The 18,997-nt window shown below is 60.1% G+C and carries 20 protein-coding genes and 2 pseudogenes; 3 read left to right on the forward strand and 19 right to left on the reverse strand.

The genetic code is table 11. The annotated features are described in order from the left end of the window. Nucleotides 1–320: 320 nt before the first annotated feature. Nucleotides 321–1,034: a DUF4349 domain-containing protein gene (locus tag Q8O69_RS20715; RefSeq protein ID WP_305594198.1), complete on the forward strand. Its 714-nt coding sequence runs from the start codon at nucleotides 321–323 to the stop codon at nucleotides 1,032–1,034. 79 nt (nucleotides 1,035–1,113) lie between these two features. Here the strand turns inward: Q8O69_RS20715 and Q8O69_RS20720 are convergent, their stop codons facing one another. Beyond that, nucleotides 1,114–1,476, reverse strand: a complete 363-nt coding sequence (locus tag Q8O69_RS20720) for a hypothetical protein (RefSeq protein ID WP_305594200.1) — start codon at nucleotides 1,474–1,476, stop codon at nucleotides 1,114–1,116. Between the two features lie 241 nt (nucleotides 1,477–1,717). On the opposite strand from Q8O69_RS20720, the pseudogene Q8O69_RS20725 reads away from it, so the two are divergent. Continuing rightward, nucleotides 1,718–2,821 (forward strand): annotated as a pseudogene (locus Q8O69_RS20725) (hypothetical protein); the annotation flags it as partial. Between the two features lie 71 nt (nucleotides 2,822–2,892). On the opposite strand, the pseudogene Q8O69_RS20730 reads toward Q8O69_RS20725, so the two are convergent. The 3 genes and pseudogenes from Q8O69_RS20730 to Q8O69_RS20740 all read right to left on the reverse strand — a co-directional run. Further along, nucleotides 2,893–4,083, reverse strand: a pseudogene (locus Q8O69_RS20730) (FimV family protein); the annotation flags it as partial. A gap of 317 nt (nucleotides 4,084–4,400) precedes the next feature. Beyond that, entirely contained in the window at nucleotides 4,401–4,982 is a 582-nt protein-coding gene (locus Q8O69_RS20735; RefSeq protein ID WP_305594201.1) for a DUF1415 domain-containing protein, read from the reverse strand. A gap of 79 nt (nucleotides 4,983–5,061) precedes the next feature. Next, a complete protein-coding gene (locus Q8O69_RS20740; protein WP_305594202.1) occupies nucleotides 5,062–5,787 on the reverse strand; it encodes an endonuclease in 726 nt (241 codons plus the stop codon). Between the two features lie 358 nt (nucleotides 5,788–6,145). Between Q8O69_RS20740 and Q8O69_RS20745 the strand changes: the two genes are divergently transcribed. Next, a complete protein-coding gene (locus Q8O69_RS20745; protein WP_305594490.1) occupies nucleotides 6,146–6,826 on the forward strand; it encodes a hypothetical protein in 681 nt (226 codons plus the stop codon). 176 nt (nucleotides 6,827–7,002) lie between these two features. On the opposite strand, the gene Q8O69_RS20750 is transcribed toward Q8O69_RS20745, so the two are convergent. From Q8O69_RS20750 to Q8O69_RS20820, 15 genes are all read right to left on the reverse strand, one after another. Next, nucleotides 7,003–7,197, reverse strand: a complete 195-nt coding sequence (locus tag Q8O69_RS20750; RefSeq protein WP_275961796.1) for a hypothetical protein — start codon at nucleotides 7,195–7,197, stop codon at nucleotides 7,003–7,005. Nucleotides 7,198–7,231: 34 nt separating this feature from the next. Next, nucleotides 7,232–7,954: an ABC transporter substrate-binding protein gene (locus Q8O69_RS20755; RefSeq protein WP_305594203.1), complete on the reverse strand. Its 723-nt coding sequence runs from the start codon at nucleotides 7,952–7,954 to the stop codon at nucleotides 7,232–7,234. Nucleotides 7,955–8,074: 120 nt separating this feature from the next. Beyond that, nucleotides 8,075–8,677 (reverse strand): hypothetical protein, encoded by a 603-nt coding sequence (locus tag Q8O69_RS20760; protein WP_275961792.1) that lies wholly within the window; start codon nucleotides 8,675–8,677, stop codon nucleotides 8,075–8,077. A 1-nt stretch (nucleotide 8,678) separates the two neighbouring features. Further along, complete coding sequence (locus tag Q8O69_RS20765; RefSeq protein WP_305594205.1) at nucleotides 8,679–9,041, reverse strand: response regulator; 363 nt, start codon at nucleotides 9,039–9,041, stop codon at nucleotides 8,679–8,681. A 7-nt stretch (nucleotides 9,042–9,048) separates the two neighbouring features. Continuing rightward, nucleotides 9,049–10,560 (reverse strand): GGDEF domain-containing protein, encoded by a 1,512-nt coding sequence (locus Q8O69_RS20770; RefSeq protein ID WP_305594207.1) that lies wholly within the window; start codon nucleotides 10,558–10,560, stop codon nucleotides 9,049–9,051. Nucleotides 10,561–10,624: 64 nt separating this feature from the next. Beyond that, nucleotides 10,625–11,152: an oxidoreductase gene (locus Q8O69_RS20775; RefSeq protein WP_305594209.1), complete on the reverse strand. Its 528-nt coding sequence runs from the start codon at nucleotides 11,150–11,152 to the stop codon at nucleotides 10,625–10,627. 284 nt (nucleotides 11,153–11,436) lie between these two features. After that, nucleotides 11,437–11,778: a zinc ribbon domain-containing protein YjdM gene (locus Q8O69_RS20780; protein WP_304868413.1), complete on the reverse strand. Its 342-nt coding sequence runs from the start codon at nucleotides 11,776–11,778 to the stop codon at nucleotides 11,437–11,439. 50 nt (nucleotides 11,779–11,828) lie between these two features. After that, a complete protein-coding gene (locus tag Q8O69_RS20785) occupies nucleotides 11,829–12,323 on the reverse strand; it encodes an LEA type 2 family protein (protein ID WP_305594211.1) in 495 nt (164 codons plus the stop codon). A 151-nt stretch (nucleotides 12,324–12,474) separates the two neighbouring features. Beyond that, entirely contained in the window at nucleotides 12,475–13,269 is a 795-nt protein-coding gene (locus Q8O69_RS20790; protein ID WP_305594213.1) for an outer membrane protein OmpK, read from the reverse strand. Nucleotides 13,270–13,492: 223 nt separating this feature from the next. After that, nucleotides 13,493–14,440: a MurR/RpiR family transcriptional regulator gene (locus Q8O69_RS20795; RefSeq protein WP_305594214.1), complete on the reverse strand. Its 948-nt coding sequence runs from the start codon at nucleotides 14,438–14,440 to the stop codon at nucleotides 13,493–13,495. 132 nt (nucleotides 14,441–14,572) lie between these two features. After that, a complete protein-coding gene (locus Q8O69_RS20800) occupies nucleotides 14,573–15,340 on the reverse strand; it encodes an ABC transporter ATP-binding protein (RefSeq protein WP_305594215.1) in 768 nt (255 codons plus the stop codon). Between the two features lie 20 nt (nucleotides 15,341–15,360). After that, complete coding sequence (locus Q8O69_RS20805; protein WP_305594216.1) at nucleotides 15,361–16,473, reverse strand: succinylglutamate desuccinylase/aspartoacylase family protein; 1,113 nt, start codon at nucleotides 16,471–16,473, stop codon at nucleotides 15,361–15,363. A 9-nt stretch (nucleotides 16,474–16,482) separates the two neighbouring features. Further along, on the reverse strand, nucleotides 16,483–17,178 hold the full coding sequence (locus tag Q8O69_RS20810; RefSeq protein WP_305594217.1) for an ABC transporter permease: 696 nt from the start codon (nucleotides 17,176–17,178) through the stop codon (nucleotides 16,483–16,485). Nucleotides 17,179–17,193: 15 nt separating this feature from the next. Next, the gene (locus Q8O69_RS20815) at nucleotides 17,194–17,883 is read right to left on the reverse strand and encodes an ABC transporter permease (protein WP_305594218.1); all 690 of its coding nucleotides are present in this window, start codon (nucleotides 17,881–17,883) and stop codon (nucleotides 17,194–17,196) included. A 92-nt stretch (nucleotides 17,884–17,975) separates the two neighbouring features. After that, on the reverse strand, nucleotides 17,976–18,752 hold the full coding sequence (locus Q8O69_RS20820; protein ID WP_305594220.1) for an ABC transporter substrate-binding protein: 777 nt from the start codon (nucleotides 18,750–18,752) through the stop codon (nucleotides 17,976–17,978). Nucleotides 18,753–18,997: the final 245 nt, after the last annotated feature.

The raw sequence follows: 18,997 nt of genomic DNA on the forward strand, positions 1-18,997 counted from the left end.
GTGCAGATTTCTGTTTGCCGCTGAGTTGGCTCACTTGAGCCAGCCAGCGCTGAAAGGCTTGAGTATCCATGACGGACAGACCTCACGAGCGGATGCCTGCCTTAAAGCTTAGTCCTTGCAACACGCTATTGGGACATAGCCAATAAAAAGCCCCGCAATTGCGGGACTTTTTCTATCGGCGATAGCCATGGCCGTGCGCAAACCGTATCGCCAATAGCTGGGTGAGTTAATAGGGCGCATCTGTTGCGCATGACGGTGCTCTATCCCGCCCCGTATGATCGCCGGCTTGTTTACTGCGCTGGCCAGAGAGGGCCTTACGGATGAAGCGATATCTGCGTCAATGGAAGTTCTGTGTGCTCTGCGTGCTGTTGGGTTGCGTGCTGGGCTGCGCTTCGCGCGGTGGTGATTATCCGGGTGGGGCGGCTGCTTCCGCTGAAGCATCAGTGCCGGGTACGCAGTTGCAGGGCAAGGCGGCTGGGCGGTTACTGGTATGGACCGCCAGTTTTACCCTGGAGGTTGTCGATCTCGACAAGGCTAAGGCTCAGCTCACCGAGCGCATGCTGGCGTTGGGTGGGTATGTTGAGGAAACCAGTGATTACGGTGATGACAGCCAGAGCCTGGTTTACCGTGTGCCCAAGGATGCCTTCGAGACGGCTTTGGGGAGTGTTGAGCAAAGCGGCAATGTGCTGAGACGGCATGTCAAAGGTGAAGATGTCACCGAGCAGTACGTCGACGTGGAGACACGCCTGAACAATAACCGGGCACTGCGTGATCGCCTCAAGGATCTACTCGCCAAGGCCAGGGATGTGAAAGACATCCTGCAGATCGAGAGTGAGCTTAACCGCGTGCAGTCGGAAATCGATTCGATGGACGCGCGCATGCGCATCCTCAAAGATCAGATTCAGATGTCTACCCTGACCGTTGAGCTGCGCCAGCAGTTGCCGGCCAAGCCCGCGACTATCTACGGGCCGCTTGGCTATCTCTATAAAGGTGCTGAGTGGTTTGTCACCAAGCTGTTCATCATCCGCGAGTGATTTTTGCTGCGAGAGTAATGTGGTGTAACTAGCCCCGTAGATGATCCAGAAAAAGCCCCGCAATTGCGGGGCTTTTTGTTTACCAGCGATATCCATGTCCATGGCCGCGCCCGTCGTGCCGACGGTGTTTGTGGCCATGCCAGCGTTTGTGGCGCGGCCGTTCCTGCACGTAATACACCGGGGCCGGTTGGTAGTAGACCGGCTGACGTTCGTAGTACACCCGTTGTGGCGGGTAATAGGCCGGTGGTGGCGGGTAGTATTCGCGCGGCGGCGGGGCGTAGACCTGCACGGGGCGGCTTTGGCTGACGATAACGCCGCCAATCACCGCGCCCACCACGGCTCCGGCAATCGCTGCGTCACGGTTGGAGGCCTGCGCTGGGGCCTGGGCAAACAGTACCAGGCTGGCCACCAGGCCGGTGATAAGGGGGATACGCGACAGCATGATCGAAACTCCTCTGCAAACCGGTCTTTCCCGGCTTGTAGTTTCGACACTGAGTGTTGCGCGGCATTGCAGGGCGCAATGTAAAGCCTGTGTAAAACAGGGCGTGGGCTGAAGGAGGAAATATTTGGCAGTATCGGCAGGCTGGCGGAGCAAAAAAATAATCCATTGCGCCGCCTTTGCTTCTTTACTTCAGCCTCAGGCCTGAAGCCGGAGAAGGTCCCTCTCAATCAAGGAGTCACTTATGCTGAGCCGCAAAGGATTTATGCTCGCCGCAGTCGCCGGTCTGTTGGCCTGCCACGCTCAAGCCGCTGATGTCACGGTCAAGCTTGGCAGTACCGAGCGCGTCACCCGTTTGTTTGCCTATCCCAACAACTGCAATGTGATCTGCTATCGCGATTGGACGCTGGAGCAGACCGCCGAGCACTACCTGCGTCAGAGCTTGCAGCGTGATGGATACGCCACCGCCAAGGTCAGCGTGCACCGCGAGCAGCAAGACCTCTACGCCAAGTTCACCGAGGTGCCTGAAGGCTACGGTAAACCACTTGAGCAACTGCTTAAGACCGGCGAGCTGGCCTACGCCGGCGCCAAGCTGCTCAACAAGGACGGTAAGTGGCAATACAACTGGTCGTTGTTCCTGCCGCTGGGCATGGCGCTGGATAACCGCAAGAGCGTTGAGCTGCTGCACTTCCCGCCGGATTACTCGCTGACCCAGGCGCAGGACTATCTAGAGTCGAGCACCACAAACCGTTGGGCTGATCTGCTGACCCAGAATGGCATCAATGCCGCGCAGACACCGGCCTTCCAGACCATCATCGATATTGCCCCGATTGCCGCGCCTGCCAACGCCGGTAGCGCGCTTGAAGGGGTTTACAGCTATTTCAACGCCTACCAGACGCAGATGGTTATGCAGTTGACCGCCGGCGAAGGCGGCCAAACGCTGCCAATGGTGGCCTTTGGCAGCCCGGTGCGCAGCTGGGTTAAGCAGCAGTACGGGGTTTCTGTCGATGTCCTTGGTCTGGCGCAGATCAGCCCTGCCGCTGGGCAGCAAGTGGCCGTGCTCGGCGCCAACCACCCCAGCTACATCTGGTATGCCGCTGACCCGGAAAACTACGACGGCGATCAGCAGAAAGCCGATGCTGCCGGCTTAAAGGTCATGGGGCAGGATCTCAGCGCCGCCTGCTGGCAGGCCCGGATGGGCGAACAGCCCAACCAGGACGCGAGCCCAGTGCTGAGCAGCTGCAGCGAGAAATGGCAGGTCACTGACAAGCTGCAAACCTGCGAGCTGTTCTACACCTCGGTGCGCAACCTGACTCCCGAGGCCGCTCAGGCCAAGTGCACCCCAGCTAGCAGCTAAGTAGCTCGGCCAAAGCCCATTGCTATGGGCTTTGGCCGCTATCGGGCCGTTAACGACGCTTAAGGAATAGCCGGTGTTTGATGGCCAGTGGTAGCGGCTGGCACGTCAGGCGTTACCGCTGGAGCCTGATTTTGCGCGGCCAGGTAAGCCTGTAGTTTGGCCATCTGATCATTTTTCAATTGGATCAGGCGCTGCAGTTTGTCGAGCTGGCTCTGCAGGTCGGCAATACGGCTTCTCAGTTCAGCGTTTTCACGATTGGTCGAATCGAGGCTTTCCTGAGTTATCGCCAACTGATCAAGTAGGGCCTTGTTGCCTGCGCTGCCTTTGTCACTGCCGGCGCCCGCCTTATCGCTGCCGTCTGCAACCAGTTTCAGGTTATCGCGGCGTTCAATTGTGGCCGGCGTAGCGGCTGCGTTGTTGCGCTTGCTGGCATCCAGCTGACGGGCGCTGGCGGCAACACTGCGCGCCTCACGCCAGGCGGCGGTTTGCTGGTTAACCTGCGCGATGGCGGCGCTTTGCGTGCGGCTGTTGATTTGTTGGGCATCGGGTAGGCGCAGCACCTGACCGCTTTTCATGCGGTTGATGTTGTTATCGATAAAGGCCTGCGGATTCAGCTCCTGGATCGCCAGCATGGCCTGCTGCACGCTACCGTCAGCCCGCACACGGTTGGCAATGTCCCAGAGGTTGTCGTTGGCGGTGGTCTTGTACTCATTGCCTGCCAGCGGTGTGGCAGCAGCGCCGGGGGATGCCGGCTGAGTTGCAGTAAGCGCTGCAGATGGTTGTGTGCGTGGTGCAGAAGGCGCTGCGGTTAGCGGCTGTTGTATGGCGGCAGGGATCACGTTTTGCGCGGTGTAGAGCGGCGGGTCCAGCAGCAAGGTGTATTCACGCTGCAAACGGCCATTTGGCCAGAGCACCTGCACCAGGAAGTTCAGGTAAGGCTCGCGCATCGGCTTATTCGAGGTCACCCGGATAACGCTCTTGCCATTGGCTTTGATCAGCGGGGTGAACTTCAGGTCAGTCAGGAAGAACTGGCGATCAATCCCGGCCTTATTGAAGGCTTCTGGGGATGCCAGGGTCGGGATCACTTCGTTGGCGTCCAGGCCACGGCTTTCCAGCAGCTCGATCTCAGCCACCAAGGGTTGATTGAGCTCTGACTGCAGCGTCACTTCACCCAGCCCTAGCGCGTGCGCCATGCCGGATGACAGCGCCGAAGCCGCTGCAATTGCCAGCACCAGTTTACGAACCCGAGCCATAGCGTTATCCCTTGTGTTATCTGTTTCTCGACCAGCGAGAGGGTCTTGAAAGTTGTTGCCGTCCCGGCCGCAGAGGTGACCCTACTCAGCAATCAACTCGGCCAGTATTGGCAGTTTCGAAAGAGGTGGGATTTTATTGAGTCGCGCCGATTAATTGTGTTGATCAGCTTGCAAATCTCTCAAGGTTCTCGGTGGGAATAGCGTCCATTCGTCGGGCGCACAGCGTCCGCACGCCCGTTTGAATAGGCGTGGGTGCTGAGTGGGATAGGTGCGGCTGTTGCGCGGTCAGGTGTTTCTGGTCGCCACGCGTTTACGGTTTAGCTGTTTTGCGCATCTTTGCGGCATTGCGCCTGCAGGGCGGCCCAGCCATCTGTGCCGAGGTCTTCCAGGGTCTGGATATTGGCTTCGAAGATCGCCTCCGGGTCGGGAAAGGCGGCCACGGCGCGGTCGATGCTGGCCTCACGGAGGATATGCAGGGTCGGGTAGGGCGAGCGGTTGGTGGCGTTGCTGACATCATTGATGCCGGTGTCGGCAAACTGGAACTGCGGGTGGAAGCTGGCCACTTGCAGGATGCCGGCATAGCCGAGCTCGTCGAGGGCATCGTCGACCACGGCGAGAAAATCATTGAAATCGAGAAAGTCGGTAAGCGCGGTGGGATGGATCAGCAGGGTGGTGTCGGTTTCGCTTGGCTCGCACTTGGCGAGCGCGTGCAGCTCGTCGACCAAGGCGCTGAGCAGTTCTTCCGGTTCGGCGCTGGCGCACACCACATAGCGCACTTGCCCTTTGATCTGCACCGCCTTGGCGAACGGGCAGAGGTTTAGGCCGATCACCGCGCGATCAACCCAGGCGCGGGTTTCGGCAATGGCGTGGGCGGCGCTCGGGGTGGCGGTGCTGGGCATAGGGCAATACTCGGGTTGGCGTGGCGTGAAGTTTAGCGTCAATAGCGGCGCGCAGAGTTCTCTCGGCAATTGTCTGTGCTTAGCCGCTGTTGCGTTGCGGGTTGCCGGCGCGGCGTAGCGGGCTGCAGCGGCCGAGGTCGATGGTGCCGACATAAGGGTTGCCGTGGCCCATCACGCAGCCGACCTGCTGATTGCGCCAGCGCTCCCATTCGCTGATCGGGTATTGGCGGTTCCAGGCTTCGTAGGTGCGCCGGTCGAGCTTGGACAGACGCAGCTGGTAACGCTCGGCCATATAGAGATAGATGCGCGCTGCGGCCCCGCGCGCGTGGGCCGGCGGCATGGCGGTTTTCGCCTTGAAGTTGACCACCATCGGGCAGGCGCCGTACTGCGTGGGTTTGTCGCTGAGCATGCCGAGGGCGTAGTTGGAGCGGTCGCCGTTTACCTCGCCGATGCTCGGCACCAGGTTGTGCAGGTCGGCTTCGGCGGCTTTGAACGTGGCGTCTGTGCGGGTGCAGTTCTTGCGTCCGCCGTTCTGCCAGCACTGACGCTGATGGCCGATCACCCAGGCCGGCACCACATGCTCCCATTCCAGGCGCTGGGCACGGCGCAGCTGTTTGCGCGGGCTGTAGCCGCAGCTGCCGAGGTCGACCTGGTTGCCGCTGTAGGCACACTGGCAATAGAAGGTGTTGGGCCGTTCGGCATACAACCGCCAGGCGATTTTCTTCGCGGCGCTAAAGGTTTTCGGGGCATCGGCAAAGGCGGGCAGGGCAACTAGCAGGCAAAACAGCACAAGCAGACGCGGCATGGGGCACTCGGCAGCCAAAAAGCTGCGGATCATACCGATTAAAGCGCTCTGCGACGGGCCTTTTGAAGGCGCCCTGATAAGTGGTCGCCAACCTTTTGCCTGTGAGGCGGTCTGTTGGCAGTCCACCTGAGCTTATGCGGCTAGGTGCTTGATTGTGCTGAAAGTCATGTATTCAGGAGGAAAACTGGCCAATCTGGATTTTGTTGCTAGCGTTACCCCATCACACCGCAGTGGACGACCTCCCCTGATGAGTACTGTGCAGTGTTGGCAATGGCTAAAAATGGGCCCCGCCTGGTCGGGCGGCAGTGCTGTGGCAGTCCGCCGTTGGGCGCTGTTGGCGACGCTGTTGGCGGCAGTAATGGCCATCGCGGGTTGTTCGAGCCGGCAAGACCATCAGACCATCATCAGCAACCGCAGCCCGATCAAACCCACCGAGTTCTTCCAGAGTCATGCCGACCGCATGGCTACCCTGGGCATGCGCAATAACCTCAATAGCCTCTACCGTCTGATGGACAAGCTGTACCTGCGCAACCCGCGCGAATGGCGCAAAACTGGCCTGGCTGATGTGGAATCCGCCAAGCGTGCGGTACACCGCGCCATTGAGCTCGATCAGCCGCTGCCGCAATTGGGCGGGCGCACCGATGTGGCGGCGCTGAGCTATGCCCTAAGCGCCGAGTACCAGGGTGACCGCGTGGGGGCGTTTATCTATTCATTGGCGAGCATGCTGATTACCGCCCACGGCGGGCGCACCGAGTACTACCTGAGCGACACGCTGGACCCGCAGTTTATCCATAACGCCGCACGTAATTTCGAGAAGGCCAGTTGGATGCTTGCCCAGCGCACGGATGCCGGCGGCAAGCCCTGGCTGCTGTCTAACGAGATTTCCGCCGAGGGGCATAACCTCAGCTATGCCGTGGAGTTCGGCAAGATAGTCGCGCGATTGGATCTGCTCACCGATGTGCTGGATGAGCGCTACCGGCGTATGGGCGTGAGTTATGCCCAGGGGTTGCTCTTTATGAACTTCCTACCGGTGCAATAAGAACCTATTTACGGTCTGTTGCGCGTCGGCCCTGCTGCGTTAAAAACAGGCTCGGATGCTCATGTACAGCCCGTACACTCCGCTTCCTCGCCGTTTTGACCAGCCGAAGGCTGTTACTACGTAGCGCCTTGCAGGGCTCTAGCTCACAAGGCCGTAAACAGCTTCTACGCCTCTATTTAATAGCCTTCTTCCAAGCGCTTATTGCTCTGTGCATTGGCCGCTTCGATCTGCTGTTTCAGCTGTTCAGTCTGCTGCTGCAGTTGCGCCGCCTGCTCGGCTTGCAGGCTGGCGGTTGCCGCTGTTTCTCCGAGGCCGCAGGCGCTCAGGGCGAGGGTGGTTGATAGCAGTAATAACGCAAGGGCGACGCGCATGATGGCTCCTGAGCAAAGGTATAAAAGGCGCGGCTTAGTGCCAGCGCTTGTGGATGCTATCCAGGGTGCCAGCCTGTCTTAAACGCTCCAGCGCTGCCGAGAACTGTTTGGCACGGGCGCTATCACCCTTGGCGAAGGCCACATAGCGCGGCATTTCCACCAGCGGTTTTGGCAGAATGCGTACGTTTTGCTCAGCGCGCTGCTCGCGCACGAAGTACATCAGTTGCACCCGATCGCCGACTATCACATCAATGCGCCCGGCCAGCAGCATCGACACCAGCTGCCGTGGGTTCTGCGCGCTGGTATCGCGCGACAACTCGGCCTTGTCGAAGTCCGACTGGTAGGCATAGCCGCGTACCTGGCCAATGGTATAGGGCGACAGATCGTCGAGTTCGGCCCAGTCGGTGAGGGTAGTTTTGCGCGAGGTCATAAACACTGTGGAGCCGGTGCGAATCGGCCCGACCAGCTCGTATTGCTGCATGCGCTCAGGGGTGCCGGCGAACTGGAAGGCCATGGCCACTTCGCTGCGATCAATCATGCGTTTGACCCGCTCCCAAGGGTACAAGCGCAGGCTGTAGGGAATCTTGGCCTCCTGCATGACCGCCTCCACCAACTCGACATCCAGCCCGCGCGGCTGGTCATCCTCGATGGTGACAAAGCTGTAGGGCGCAAACTGCTCATCGCCCACCACCTTCCATGGTTCAGCCTGCACCGCCCATGGCAGTAGCAGCGTCAGGCACAGCGCAACAATACGCATGAGGTCCTCCAGGCGGACGCCTCGAACGAGCGATTTGCTCTGTATTGATGCTAGCCAATTACGCGGCAGATGTTGCTGGCGATGGGCTGTTTTAAGGATCTTTATGTAACCGTCTGGCTGTTAACCGAGGGTCGCAATAAAGCGGTTTACCGCCTGCAGCAGGTCTTCGTAGGAGGTCGAGTTCATCACGAAGACCACGAAGCCTTCGATATCCTGTTTTTTCAGCTCAAAGCGGATATGGATCAGCATCACCACATGGTTCTGCACGCGGGTGCCGAGCACTTTGCGGGTGTCGCCGGAGTCGACCGAGGGCATGCTGCATTCAAATGGCGTGCTGGTCATTTCCGCCAGCGAGGCCAGGCAGGCGTTGAGCACCACGTTGCCGACCTCCAGCAGGGCGTCGCGCTGGATTTGTAGCAGTTCGGTGCCGGGCGGTACGTCGCCGATCAGCATTTTGACCATCTCCAGGCTCTTGTCCTCGGGGAAGATCAGTAGCGCGTTGCCGGAGAACATGCCCTGGAATGGTTGACGGATGCAGTACATCGAGGCGCTTTTCTTGCCGAGGTGTTCGGTCACTTCGCTGACCGTGACAAAGTGCAGCTCGGGCACGCACAGCAGCACTTCATCCTGGAGCATTTCGCTCATGGCGGCTGCGGCGCGGCCTATGCCGATGTTGAACATCTCGCAGAGCACATCCGTTTGCAGGCTTGATAGTTTGAGCATGTCACTGTCCCAGCGCTTGCAAGAGCGCTGGCCCCTTGTCGGCGGTTATCGGTTTGGCCAGAAAGGGCAGGCCAAGGGCTTGGATCTGCTCCTGGATGGCCGACTGGATATTGGCCGTGAGCATGACAATTTTGATGCCGGGATGCTCCTGACGGATCACCGTCGCGGCTTCCAGGCCGCTGATGCCTGGCATGTTCAGGTCCATGCTGATCAGGTCGATGGGGTGCTCGCGGCAGGTCTCGATCGCCGCCTGGCCGCTGGCGGCTTCAAACACCGTCCAGCCGGGTTGCAGGCTGGCGAGGATACTCTTGGTCATCATGCGCGAGACCATGCTGTCATCAACGATCAAAAAGTTCTTTGTCATGGCGGTATCAAATCTCCACACGATTGCGGCCAGTGGTTTTGGCCTGATAAAGCGCTTTGTCAGCTGTGATCAACATCTGCTCCAGGGTCGCGTTTTGTTGCGCGTTGAATACGGCCGCACCTATTGAAATGGTCATATGCAAGGTGTCACTGGTGCTGTTTATCGGGGTGGCTGCGACGGCCTGGCGCAGCCGCTCGGCGCTGTCCAGGGCCTGTTGCCGGTCGGTGTGCGGCAACAGCACGGCAAACTCTTCGCCGCCCATGCGGCCAATGATATCGGCATCGCGCAGGGTGTCGCGCAAGGTCTGGCTCAGGCTGCAGATGGCCTCATCGCCAACCGCGTGGCCGTGGGTGTCGTTGATCTGCTTGAAGTGGTCGATGTCGATCATCAGCACGCTGCACGGATGTTCATAGCGTTTGCAGCCGTCCAGCACCTGTTCGCCGAGTTTGTAAAACGCGCGCCGGTTGTACAGCTTGGTCAGTGAGTCGGTGTTGGCCTGGGTTTCCAGCAGGTTGAGCAGGCTGCGGTGCTCGCTGACATCGAAGCCCCAGAGCAGGTGGGCGAGCTTGCCTTCGATCTCCACCAGCTTGGCCGACAACGAACTCCAGTACGGCTTGTGCGGCATGACCTGGGCTTCCCAGTTGTCGACGCGGCCGTACTGATCGAGCTCGTCGATAAACGCCTCACCTTGCTCTGGAGCGACCAGCAGGCTTTTCAGGAACAGCTGCGGTGGCGGCGAGCTGAGTTCCAGCTTGTCGAGCAGGGTCTTGTTGATAAACAGCACATCGCCGGATTCGGCATTTACCAGCGCCGCCTCGCTGGGGCTGGCATCGAGAATAAACATCAGCAGCGCCTTGCTCTCGGCCAGTTGGCGGGTGCGGCGGTTGACGCGCATTTCCAGGCGTTTGTTCAACGATTCGAGGTGGCTGGACAGGCGTTTCATGATTTGCCGGTCCCTGATCAGCTTGATCACCAACAGGGTGATGCCGATCAGCAGGGCCAGCAGAATCCAGGCGAGTAGCACGAACTGTTCGTAGTGCTTGATGCGTGCCTGGTCCTGCGCGTTGGTGCTGGCGATATGCACGGCGAGTACCACATGGCGCAGGCTTTCTGAGAGGGTGTCGACCTGGTTGGCAATCTCCTGGGTGACCTGCGATGGGTCGGCGCTGTTGGCCAGGCGATAACTCCAGGACTCAATGCGCTCGCTAAGCATTCCCAGGGTTTGCTGGGCCTGCGGCAGGGTGTGCAGGATGGTTTTCGATACTTTCGGCGCGAATTCGGCGGGTTTGAGCAGGCTGGCCAATACATCCAGGCGCACCTCCAGTTCGTCCCGCGCCTCATGCAGCGTTTGGGTTGCGTAGGCTTTACGGGCCACGCGGCCGAGGTTGTGCAGTTCCAGCGCGGTATTGGTGACGTACCACAGGTCATGGTTCTGCTGGGGTTTGGCCAGGGTGTGCATTTCCAGTTGGGTAATGCGCAGTGCAAAGAGTGTGGCTGCAGCCATCAGAATAACGGCCAACAGTAATGCTTCAGTCAGCCAACTGCCACGTGTCGGTCGTTTGAATAATCCGCCCAGATAAGTCTTATTCAATATGGATTTCATTGATCTGCCAGACGGAGCGGTTTATATAAACTTGTTGGCCAAGTTGCTTAAATTTATTGAATGGGTAAATCAGGATAAACGGGCCCTTCTCGCGGATGGTTAAGTTCTGCCCGTCGCGCCGATAAGCCAGGACTGGATTGAATTGTTCAGCATCGCTGATCGGCAGGGTCGCGTAATAGCCGTTCAGCGCCTGCAGGCGAATCGATTGGCCGCTGCTGTCACTCAGCTTGAGCAGCTCCTGCAGGCTAATGCCTTGCCAGCTGTGGCTGCCCTGGATGCCTAAGGTTTCCGGTAGCTCAAGGGTCAGGGTGCTCTGCGGCATGGCGTCCAAATCTTCAAGCTTGAGGCGGGTTTGCCGTGGCACGCCCTGATCATCGACCCAGTGCAGGGCCAGCAGGGTTTTGCTGCGGGTGGGTTCCGGGCCTTGAGTCGCACTGGCGCTAATCGAATAAAACAGCGAGAGCAGGGTGGTGATAGCAATATGTTGAATAATGGACCGCACACTCATTGTCGAATCTGCCTTGGGCTATAGCACCACTGTTTAATTGTTGAAGTTACATGTTCAAGGTTTAAGTCGTTGTAGCGCGCGACACCTCGCGCAATGCCCTATGCGTGGGCTTTGCCGGCTCGCTAGTGTAGCCAGAAGGGTAGCCCAGGATTGCAAAGCGGGTAGTTCGACTAGGTTGTCAGTAATAGCCTGTAGTGCATTGCTAGGTAGTTTTACTGGTGTGTCTCGCGCGCATAAAAAAGCCCCGGCAGTTGGCCGAGGCATTTTTCTGGCAGGTGCTGTGCTCAGACTTTGCGCACGAACTCAGATTTCAGCTTCATCGCGCCGATGCCGTCGATCTTGCAGTCGATGTCGTGGTCGCCGTCGCACAGGCGGATGCCCTTGACCTTGGTGCCGACCTTGACCACCAGGGATGAACCTTTGACTTTCAGGTCTTTGATCACGGTGACGGTGTCGCCGTCCTGCAGCACATTGCCCACTGAATCCTTGATCACCTTGGCGTCATCTGCCGCGTCGCTCGCGCCAGTGGCCGACCATTCGTGGGCGCACTCCGGGCAGACCAGCTGGGCGCCGTCTTCGTAGGTGTATTCGGAGTTGCATTTGGGGCAGGGCGGCAACGTGCTCACGGCGAGTCCTTGATGGGTCGATAAGAAAAGGCCGCATATTGTATAGGGTTTTATCGCGCTGCGCCGGGCGCGGGCAATTGCGGCCAGTTCAGCGTGCCACGGTCATTGAAACGCCAGGTGCCGAACAGGCCGTTGGCCAGTTTGCCGCGCAGCTCATAGGGCAGGCCCTGGCCGTCCTGATAGCCGGCCATGCCCCAGGCCTGGCGTAGCGCGGCGTAGGCGGAAAGGCTGACGGGAATGCGCAGGATGCTTTCGCCGTAACGGGGCACTTGCCCGCGCTGGTCACTGACGCCACTGAGCAGTGGTTGCTGATTAACCTGCAACTCCAGGTCTACGCCGTCGAAATCGATGGCCCGGTCATTGGGGTTCTGCACTCGCAGTTTGATCGCGAAGCGTGCTTCCAGGCCTTCGCCGGGCAGCGGTTCGATACCGACCAGTTCGATGCGCAATGGGTCGCGCGGGGTCAGGGTGCTGCATGCAGCCAGGGTGAGCAGCAGGCTGACAAGCAGGGCGCGGGCGAGTGTGCGGTGAAGGGCGTTGGGCATGCTGGGTTTCCACTGCTGAATAATTACAGAGTAGAAGACCCCGAGAGCGGGGCGATTACGCCGCAGCTGGGCAAATTAGCGCGAGAAAGGTTGTTGCGGGAGATGCCCGCCAGCCTGCAATCACAGGTGCTGGCGGGGTTTCAGCGCAGGATCAAAAGTGCACTTTTACCAGCAGGCTGGCGGTGTTCTGGTCAGTGCCCTGGAGGATTTCGTCGCCAAGGAAGCTGTCGTCGTCGATGCCGTACTTGTCCTTCCAGTAGTCGTATTCGATACCGACATACAGCTGCTTCTCGCCCCAGCTCATGGCTTTACCCAGGTCGTATTTGATCTGCGGGTTGAAGTGCAGGTTGGCGTGGTAGCTCTTGTCGTTATCCACCACCCAGTCCATAAAGCCGTCGATAACGATGTCGGATTTGCCTACTGGGATGGTGTAGCTCCACACCGGGGTGATCTGCCAGACGTTATCGCCGTCGCGCTTGCCATCGGTCGTGCGGTTGTAGAAGTTCAGCGAGAAGTAGTCGAAGCCGGGGATCGCCAGGTCAAAGCCTGGGCCGATCAGGTAGGACTCGACATCGTCTTCACCGAATTCGTAGGTGGTGGCCAGCAGCACATCCTTGATCGGGCCGAACTCCAGCTTGCTGTTGAACAGCTTGCCGAACGACAGGCGCGGCGAGAACTCACCGTAGAAGGTGTGGCCGTCGCCTGCGCCATTGGTGGCGTCGGTGTTGTACTTAATGGTGTCGACGAAGAAGAACAGGTCGCCGATAGCCCAGCCACTGGCGTGCTCGAAGGTGATGGTCTGCTGGATTTCCGGGTCGATCTTGTAATCCTGGCCATAGAGGTAGGTCAGGCTGTTGTTCTGCCAGTGCAGCAGGTCACCCGCTACGGCCTGGCCGCCCGCCAGTAGCCCGCCCGCCAGGACCAGAGAGGAAAGAGTACGGTTCATCGAGTGGTGCTCCCCAAAGTGCTGAATTATGGTTTTAAACCTGTCTAAGTGGTCAGGCTGTCGAGGCTTGAGCAAGAACAAGGCCAAGTCCTGAATTTGCCCACGACGAGACCACTAGAGCGCTGCGGGCGCGCACTCTAGTGGTTTCCGGGGGAATGTAAATACGCTGTATGCACTGATAACTGACCGGCTGGACAGTTTCGGCGTTAAGTTGGTGCGCCTGCTAGCTCTGTCGCGGCGTGGTGCTGGTGCGGCGCTTGATCGGCTTGCGCACCGGCTTGTCGCTGCCCGCTACATGCAGGTAGGACATCACGCTTTCGGTCAGCTCGGCGGCCAGTTGCACGGCTTCCTTGTTGCGCGCCATCACGCCGGCGACCAGGCCTTCGATCAGCGCCAGTACCGAGGTGTTGGAGCTGATCAGCACCGGATGATCGGCTGGGGCAAACAGTGCATGTTTGGCGATGGTGGTCAGCGGCGAGGCGGGCGAGTCGGTGATCGCCAGCACGGTTGCGCCGCGTTCGCTGGCAAAGCGCGACAGTTGCAGCGTATCGAGGGAATAGCGCGGCAGGGAGATTGACAGCAGCACGTCATGTTCGGTGATGGCCGCCAGGCGGTACGCTGCGTTTTCGTTGCCGCCTTCCATGCTCACGGCCGTGGCATCGGCGCAGAACGGCACCAGGTTGGCCGCTGCCAGGCCGGCCATATAGGCGCTGTTGCCGAAGCCGAGGATGTAGATCTTGCGCGCCTGGATCAGGCAGCTGACAAAGGCTTCAAAGGTTTCCGCGCTGTTGTTGGCGCCGGCGGTGGCCAGGTTGCTGCTGGCGATCTGCACCTGCTCGTGCAGGCCGAAAGCGCCGTCCGGGCGATGCGCCAGTTCGTTGCGCAGCTTGTCCACCGGCGACACCATCTGCTGCAGGGTGCTCACCAGTTCGGCTTTCAGCCCGGTATAGCCGCCCAGGTCGATGGCTTTGGCCAGGCGGTTGACGGCGGCCGCCGAGGTGGCAGTTTCCACCGCCATTTCCTCGATGGTCAGGGTCGCGGCTTTCAATGGGTGGCGCAGGATAAAGTCGGCCACCTTGCGCAGCGAGGGCTGCAGGTGCGGGGCGATTTCCGCCAGTTTGCGCATCACCGGGGCGGCGTAGACGGTTACGTTCTTGGCAGAGGTCGGCATGGATGGGCTTTCAGCACGTTGAAGGATTGGGCGTGCGCGCCGGGTCGGGGCGGGCCTGGGTCGTTGCGGCTGAAGTGTATCTGAAGCCGACCGCGGCTGTGGCATTGCGCGCGGTCGGCCTACAGGCGCCGCCTATTTAAGGCTGCCGGCGAGAAACTGCTGCAAACGCTCAGATTTGGGCTGGGCCAGCACCTCGCGCGGGCAACCGCTTTCTTCGACGCGGCCTTGATGAAGGAACAGCAACTGGTTGGACACTTCGCGGGCAAAACCCATTTCGTGGGTGACCACCACCATGGTGCGGCCTTCCTGCGCCAGATCCTGCATGACCTTGAGTACCTCGCCGACCAGCTCCGGGTCCAGCGCCGAGGTCGGCTCATCAAACAGCATCACCTCAGGCTCCATCGCCAGGGCGCGGGCGATGGCCACGCGCTGCTGCTCACCGCCGCTCATATGCGCCGGGTAGGCGTCCTTGCGATGGGCGACTCCGACTTTCGCCAGGTAGTGCTCGGCTTTCTCCCGGGCTTCTTTCTTGCTCATGCCCAGTACATGCACCGGCGCTTCCATCACGTTATCCAGGGCGCTCATATGCGACCACAGGTTGAAGTGCTGGAAGACCATGGCCAGGCGTGAACGCATGCGTTGCAGCTGTTTGCTATCGCTGGCTTTGAGCGCGCCGGTGGCGCGGCTCGGTTGCAGTTTCAGCTCTTCGTTATTGAGCAGGATGCGCCCGCTATGCGGTTGCTCCAGCAGGTTGATGCAGCGCAGGAAGGTGCTCTTGCCCGAGCCGCTGGAGCCGATGATGCTGGTGACATCGCCAGCCCTGGCGGTCAGGGACACGCCCTTGAGCACTTCATGGGTGCCATAGCGTTTGTGCAGGTTGTCGATTTGCAAGGTGTACATGGCAGCGGATTCTCTTGTTGTTAGTCGGTAAGCAGGCGGCCCTGGCGAATCGGGTGCTGGCCGGCAACCTTGGCCAGCCACAGGCCGGGCTGGGCATAGCGCAGGCGTTCGCGGGCGTAGAGGATTCCCGAGGTTGTGGCGTGCACCACGGAGTGCTGATCGCTCAGCGGGTCGATCACCTCGAACAGCGGGTCGCCGAGCTTTACCCGCGCCCCCAGCGGTTGCAGAAAACTCACCACGCCGGGGTGCGGCGCGTAGGCGTACTGCGCGCCGGCAAAGGGCGTGGCTTCACAACAGGTGAACGGCGCGGCGGGCCAGTCGCCGCTGATCAGACCTTGGCCGGCGAGAAAACCGAGAATGTCGTCGGCACTGTGCTGCGCCTGAGTGCGATCGGTGTCGGCCATGCCGCGCAGCTCGATGGTGGTAGCCATACAGGCCAGTGGAATCTGCGCCTGCGGGTAACGCTCGGCCAGGCGCAGCCAGGGTACGGCGCAGGCTTCATCGAAGGAGTTGCCGCCGCTGTCTTCGGCCAGCAACACCGCGCCGGCGCGCAGGCGCGCGGCCAATGGCTGTAGGCTGGGCCAATGTTGCGGCAAGGCATAGAGCAGCATGATCGATTCGAAATCACAGTGCAGGTCGAGCACTACATCTGCGTCGCAGGCCTGTTGCAGCAGCAGGCGGCGCAAGCCCTCCAGCTCCGATCTGGCCGGCGGCAGCGCGGCAATGGCCTCGCGCATCAGGCGTCGAATCAGCGTCACGTTGGCTTGCCCGTCGTCGCCCAGGCGGCCTTCCAGCTGCGGCGCGATCAGCTCGGCCAGCGCGGGAAAGTCGCGGTTGAAGTTCTGCCCGCTGGCCAGGTCGAAGCGGCCCTGGTGGGTGGCCTGAAACATCTGTCCCAGGCCAATTGGGTTGGCCACCGGCACCAGCTCAATTACCCCGTTGAGACGGCCCTGTTGTTCCAGTTCGAGCAGGCGGCGTTTGAGTTCCACCGCAACGCGCATGCCTGGCAATTCATCGGCATGCAGGGAGGCCTGGATATAGGCCTTGCGTGGGCCGCTGCCAAAACGCAACACCGAGAGCCGGCGTTCCGTTCCCGCTGTGCTCCAGGGCAGCCGGTGCTGAATATGTTGCATAGCTTTCCCTCAGCTCTTGCGTGGGGCCAGGTGCGCCAGCCAGCGGCCTTCGGCCCGCTTGAACAGGCGCACCAGGATAAAAGTCAGCACCAGGTAGAACAGCCCAGCGGTGATAAAGGCCTCGAATGGCATGTAGTAGCGCGAGCTGACGGTGCGCGCCGCGCCGGTGATATCGATTAGGGTGACGATCGACGCCAGCGAGGTGGTGTGCAGCATCATGATCACTTCATTGCTGTACTGCGGCAGTGCCCGGCGCAAGGCCGACGGCAGCAGGATGCTGCGGTACAGGGTGAAGCGTGACATGCCCATGGCTCTAGCTGCTTCGATCTCGCCATGGGGTGTGGCCTTAAGGCTGCCGGCGAGAATTTCCGCGCTATAGGCGCTGGTGTTGATGGCAAACGCCAGACAGGCGCAGAAGGTGGCGCTGGAGAAATACGGCCACAGCATGCTCTCCCGTACCGCCTCGAACTGCGCCAGGCCGTAATAAATGAGGAACAGCTGCACCAGCATCGGCGTGCCGCGGATTACATAGGTGTAGAGCCAGGCCGGGCCGTTAAGCCAGGGCGCGCGCGACACGCGCAGCAGCGCCAATGGGATGGCCAGCGCCAGCCCCAGCGCGAGGGCGATAAACAGCAGTTTGAAGGTCACCAGTACGCCGCTGCCGTAGAGCGGCAGGCTGTCGGCAATCAGTTGGAAATCGAGCACGGTAGAAGGTCTCGCTTAGAGTTCGGCCAGGCGGGCGCCCACGGAGTAGCGTTTTTCCAGCAGGCGCAGGGCCAGCAGGGACACTGTGGTGAGCAACAGGTACAGCGCGGCAACCGCGAGGAAAAAGGTGAAGGGTTCGCGGGTGGCGTCGGCGGCGTTCTTGGCCTTGAACATCATGTCCTGCAGGCCCACCACGGAAATCAGCGCGGTGGCCTTGGTCAGCACCAACCAGTTGTTGGTAAAGCCGGGGATGGCGAAGCGGATCATCTGCGGCACCAGAATCCGCCAGAACACCTGCATGCCACTCATACCGTAGGCCGCACCGGCTTCGCCCTGGCCTTTGGCAATGGCCATAAAGGCGCCGCGAAAGGTCTCCGACAGGTAAGCGCCGAAGATAAAGCCCATGGTGAAAACCCCGGCGATAAAGGGATTGATGTCGATGTACTGATCATGACCGAGCAGCGGAGCCACGCGGTTTACCAGGTCCTGGCCGCCGTAGAAGATCAGCAGGATCAGTACCAGATCAGGGATGCCACGAATAACCGTGGCGTAGCCTTCGCCGAGCAGTGCCAGCCATTTCAACGGGGACAGGCGAAACGCTGCGCCAAGCAGGCCCAGGGCAATTGCCAGGGTCATGGAAGTCAGGGCCAGACTGAGGGTCAGCCAGGCGCCCTCGAGAATGGTCGAGCCGTAGCCGTGGAGCATGATGGGGTTCCTCACGCAGAGGCCGAATGGCCTGCGCTACAACGAGAAAAAGGTGCCTCGCAGTGGAGGCACCCATGAGGCATTAGCGGTACTTACTTGCCGTAGATATCGAACTCGAAGTACTTGGCCTGCACATCCTGGTACGTGCCGTTGGCGCGGATCGCATCAATGGCGGCGCTGATGCGCGCAGCGTTTTCGCTGTCGCCTTTGCGTACGGCGATTCCGGCACCGTTACCGAAGTATTTCGGGTCGTTGAAGTCCGGACCGACCAGGGCGAAACCCTTGCCGGCTGGGGTTTTGATAAAGCCTTCATCGATGTTGATGATGTCCGCCAGGGTGGCGTCCAGGCGGCCGGAAGCCAGGTCAAGGAAGGCTTCGTTCTGCGAGGCGTAACGCACCACGATAATGCCGGCGGCTTCGAACTGGTCGGAGGCAAAGCGATCGTAGGTGGAGGCGCGCTGTACGCCGACTTTCTTGCCTTTGAGGTCGACCAGTGGGTCCTTGATTTCGCTACCGGCCTTCATCGCCAGCTTGCCGGGGGTGTGGTAGTACTTTTTGCTGAAATCCACCGATTTCAGGCGGTCTTCGGTGATCGACATGGACGACAGCACCGCGTCGACCTTGCGTACTTTCAGCGACGGAATCAGACCGTCGAATTCCTGCTCGACCCACTCACATTTCACCTGCATTTCCGCACACAGGGCGTTGCCGATGTCGTAGTCGAAACCGCTGATCTTGCCGTCCGGGGTTTTGAAGGCGAAGGGCGGGTAGGCCGCTTCGATACCGATGCGCAGGTTGTCCTGGCTGGCGACGCTGAATGTGCTGACGGCGCTGAGCGCCAGAGCGCCGAGAAGTGCGATCTTGTTCATCTTATTGACTCCTTGATGGGGCGGTTTGGGTGTGCGCTGATCGTCATGCCTGGGCCTGTGATCAGCAGGTACTGCCTGCAGCAATGGCCTCGCCAGATGGCGCGGCGTACAACCTGAAGCCTTGTGGGCTTCTGTTCGTTTAGGTCGGGCCAATGGGCCAGGCCTGGGGTTTCAATGTAGATAGCTGTGACATGTTTATTTTCATAAAGCTACTTATTAGAAATATTTGTGTCAAATGCGTTTTG

This window comes from Pseudomonas sp., from assembly GCF_030690725.1.
In the GTDB taxonomy this organism is placed as follows: domain Bacteria; phylum Pseudomonadota; class Gammaproteobacteria; order Pseudomonadales; family Pseudomonadaceae; genus Aquipseudomonas.

Coding starts and splice junctions, on each gene's coding strand:
- Q8O69_RS20715 (WP_305594198.1), top strand. CDS start 321: ATGAAGCGATATCTGCGTCAATGGAAGTTCTGTGTGCTCTGCGTGCTG.
- Q8O69_RS20720 (WP_305594200.1), bottom strand. CDS start 1,476: ATGCTGTCGCGTATCCCCCTTATCACCGGCCTGGTGGCCAGCCTGGTA.
- Q8O69_RS20735 (WP_305594201.1), bottom strand. CDS start 4,982: ATGCCCAGCACCGCCACCCCGAGCGCCGCCCACGCCATTGCCGAAACC.
- Q8O69_RS20740 (WP_305594202.1), bottom strand. CDS start 5,787: ATGCCGCGTCTGCTTGTGCTGTTTTGCCTGCTAGTTGCCCTGCCCGCC.
- Q8O69_RS20745 (WP_305594490.1), top strand. CDS start 6,146: ATGGCCATCGCGGGTTGTTCGAGCCGGCAAGACCATCAGACCATCATC.
- Q8O69_RS20750 (WP_275961796.1), bottom strand. CDS start 7,197: ATGCGCGTCGCCCTTGCGTTATTACTGCTATCAACCACCCTCGCCCTG.
- Q8O69_RS20755 (WP_305594203.1), bottom strand. CDS start 7,954: ATGCGTATTGTTGCGCTGTGCCTGACGCTGCTACTGCCATGGGCGGTG.
- Q8O69_RS20760 (WP_275961792.1), bottom strand. CDS start 8,677: ATGCTCAAACTATCAAGCCTGCAAACGGATGTGCTCTGCGAGATGTTC.
- Q8O69_RS20765 (WP_305594205.1), bottom strand. CDS start 9,041: ATGACAAAGAACTTTTTGATCGTTGATGACAGCATGGTCTCGCGCATG.
- Q8O69_RS20775 (WP_305594209.1), bottom strand. CDS start 11,152: ATGAGTGTGCGGTCCATTATTCAACATATTGCTATCACCACCCTGCTC.
- Q8O69_RS20785 (WP_305594211.1), bottom strand. CDS start 12,323: ATGCCCAACGCCCTTCACCGCACACTCGCCCGCGCCCTGCTTGTCAGC.
- Q8O69_RS20790 (WP_305594213.1), bottom strand. CDS start 13,269: ATGAACCGTACTCTTTCCTCTCTGGTCCTGGCGGGCGGGCTACTGGCG.
- Q8O69_RS20795 (WP_305594214.1), bottom strand. CDS start 14,440: ATGCCGACCTCTGCCAAGAACGTAACCGTCTACGCCGCCCCGGTGATG.
- Q8O69_RS20800 (WP_305594215.1), bottom strand. CDS start 15,340: ATGTACACCTTGCAAATCGACAACCTGCACAAACGCTATGGCACCCAT.
- Q8O69_RS20805 (WP_305594216.1), bottom strand. CDS start 16,473: ATGCAACATATTCAGCACCGGCTGCCCTGGAGCACAGCGGGAACGGAA.
- Q8O69_RS20815 (WP_305594218.1), bottom strand. CDS start 17,883: ATGCTCCACGGCTACGGCTCGACCATTCTCGAGGGCGCCTGGCTGACC.
- Q8O69_RS20820 (WP_305594220.1), bottom strand. CDS start 18,752: ATGAACAAGATCGCACTTCTCGGCGCTCTGGCGCTCAGCGCCGTCAGC.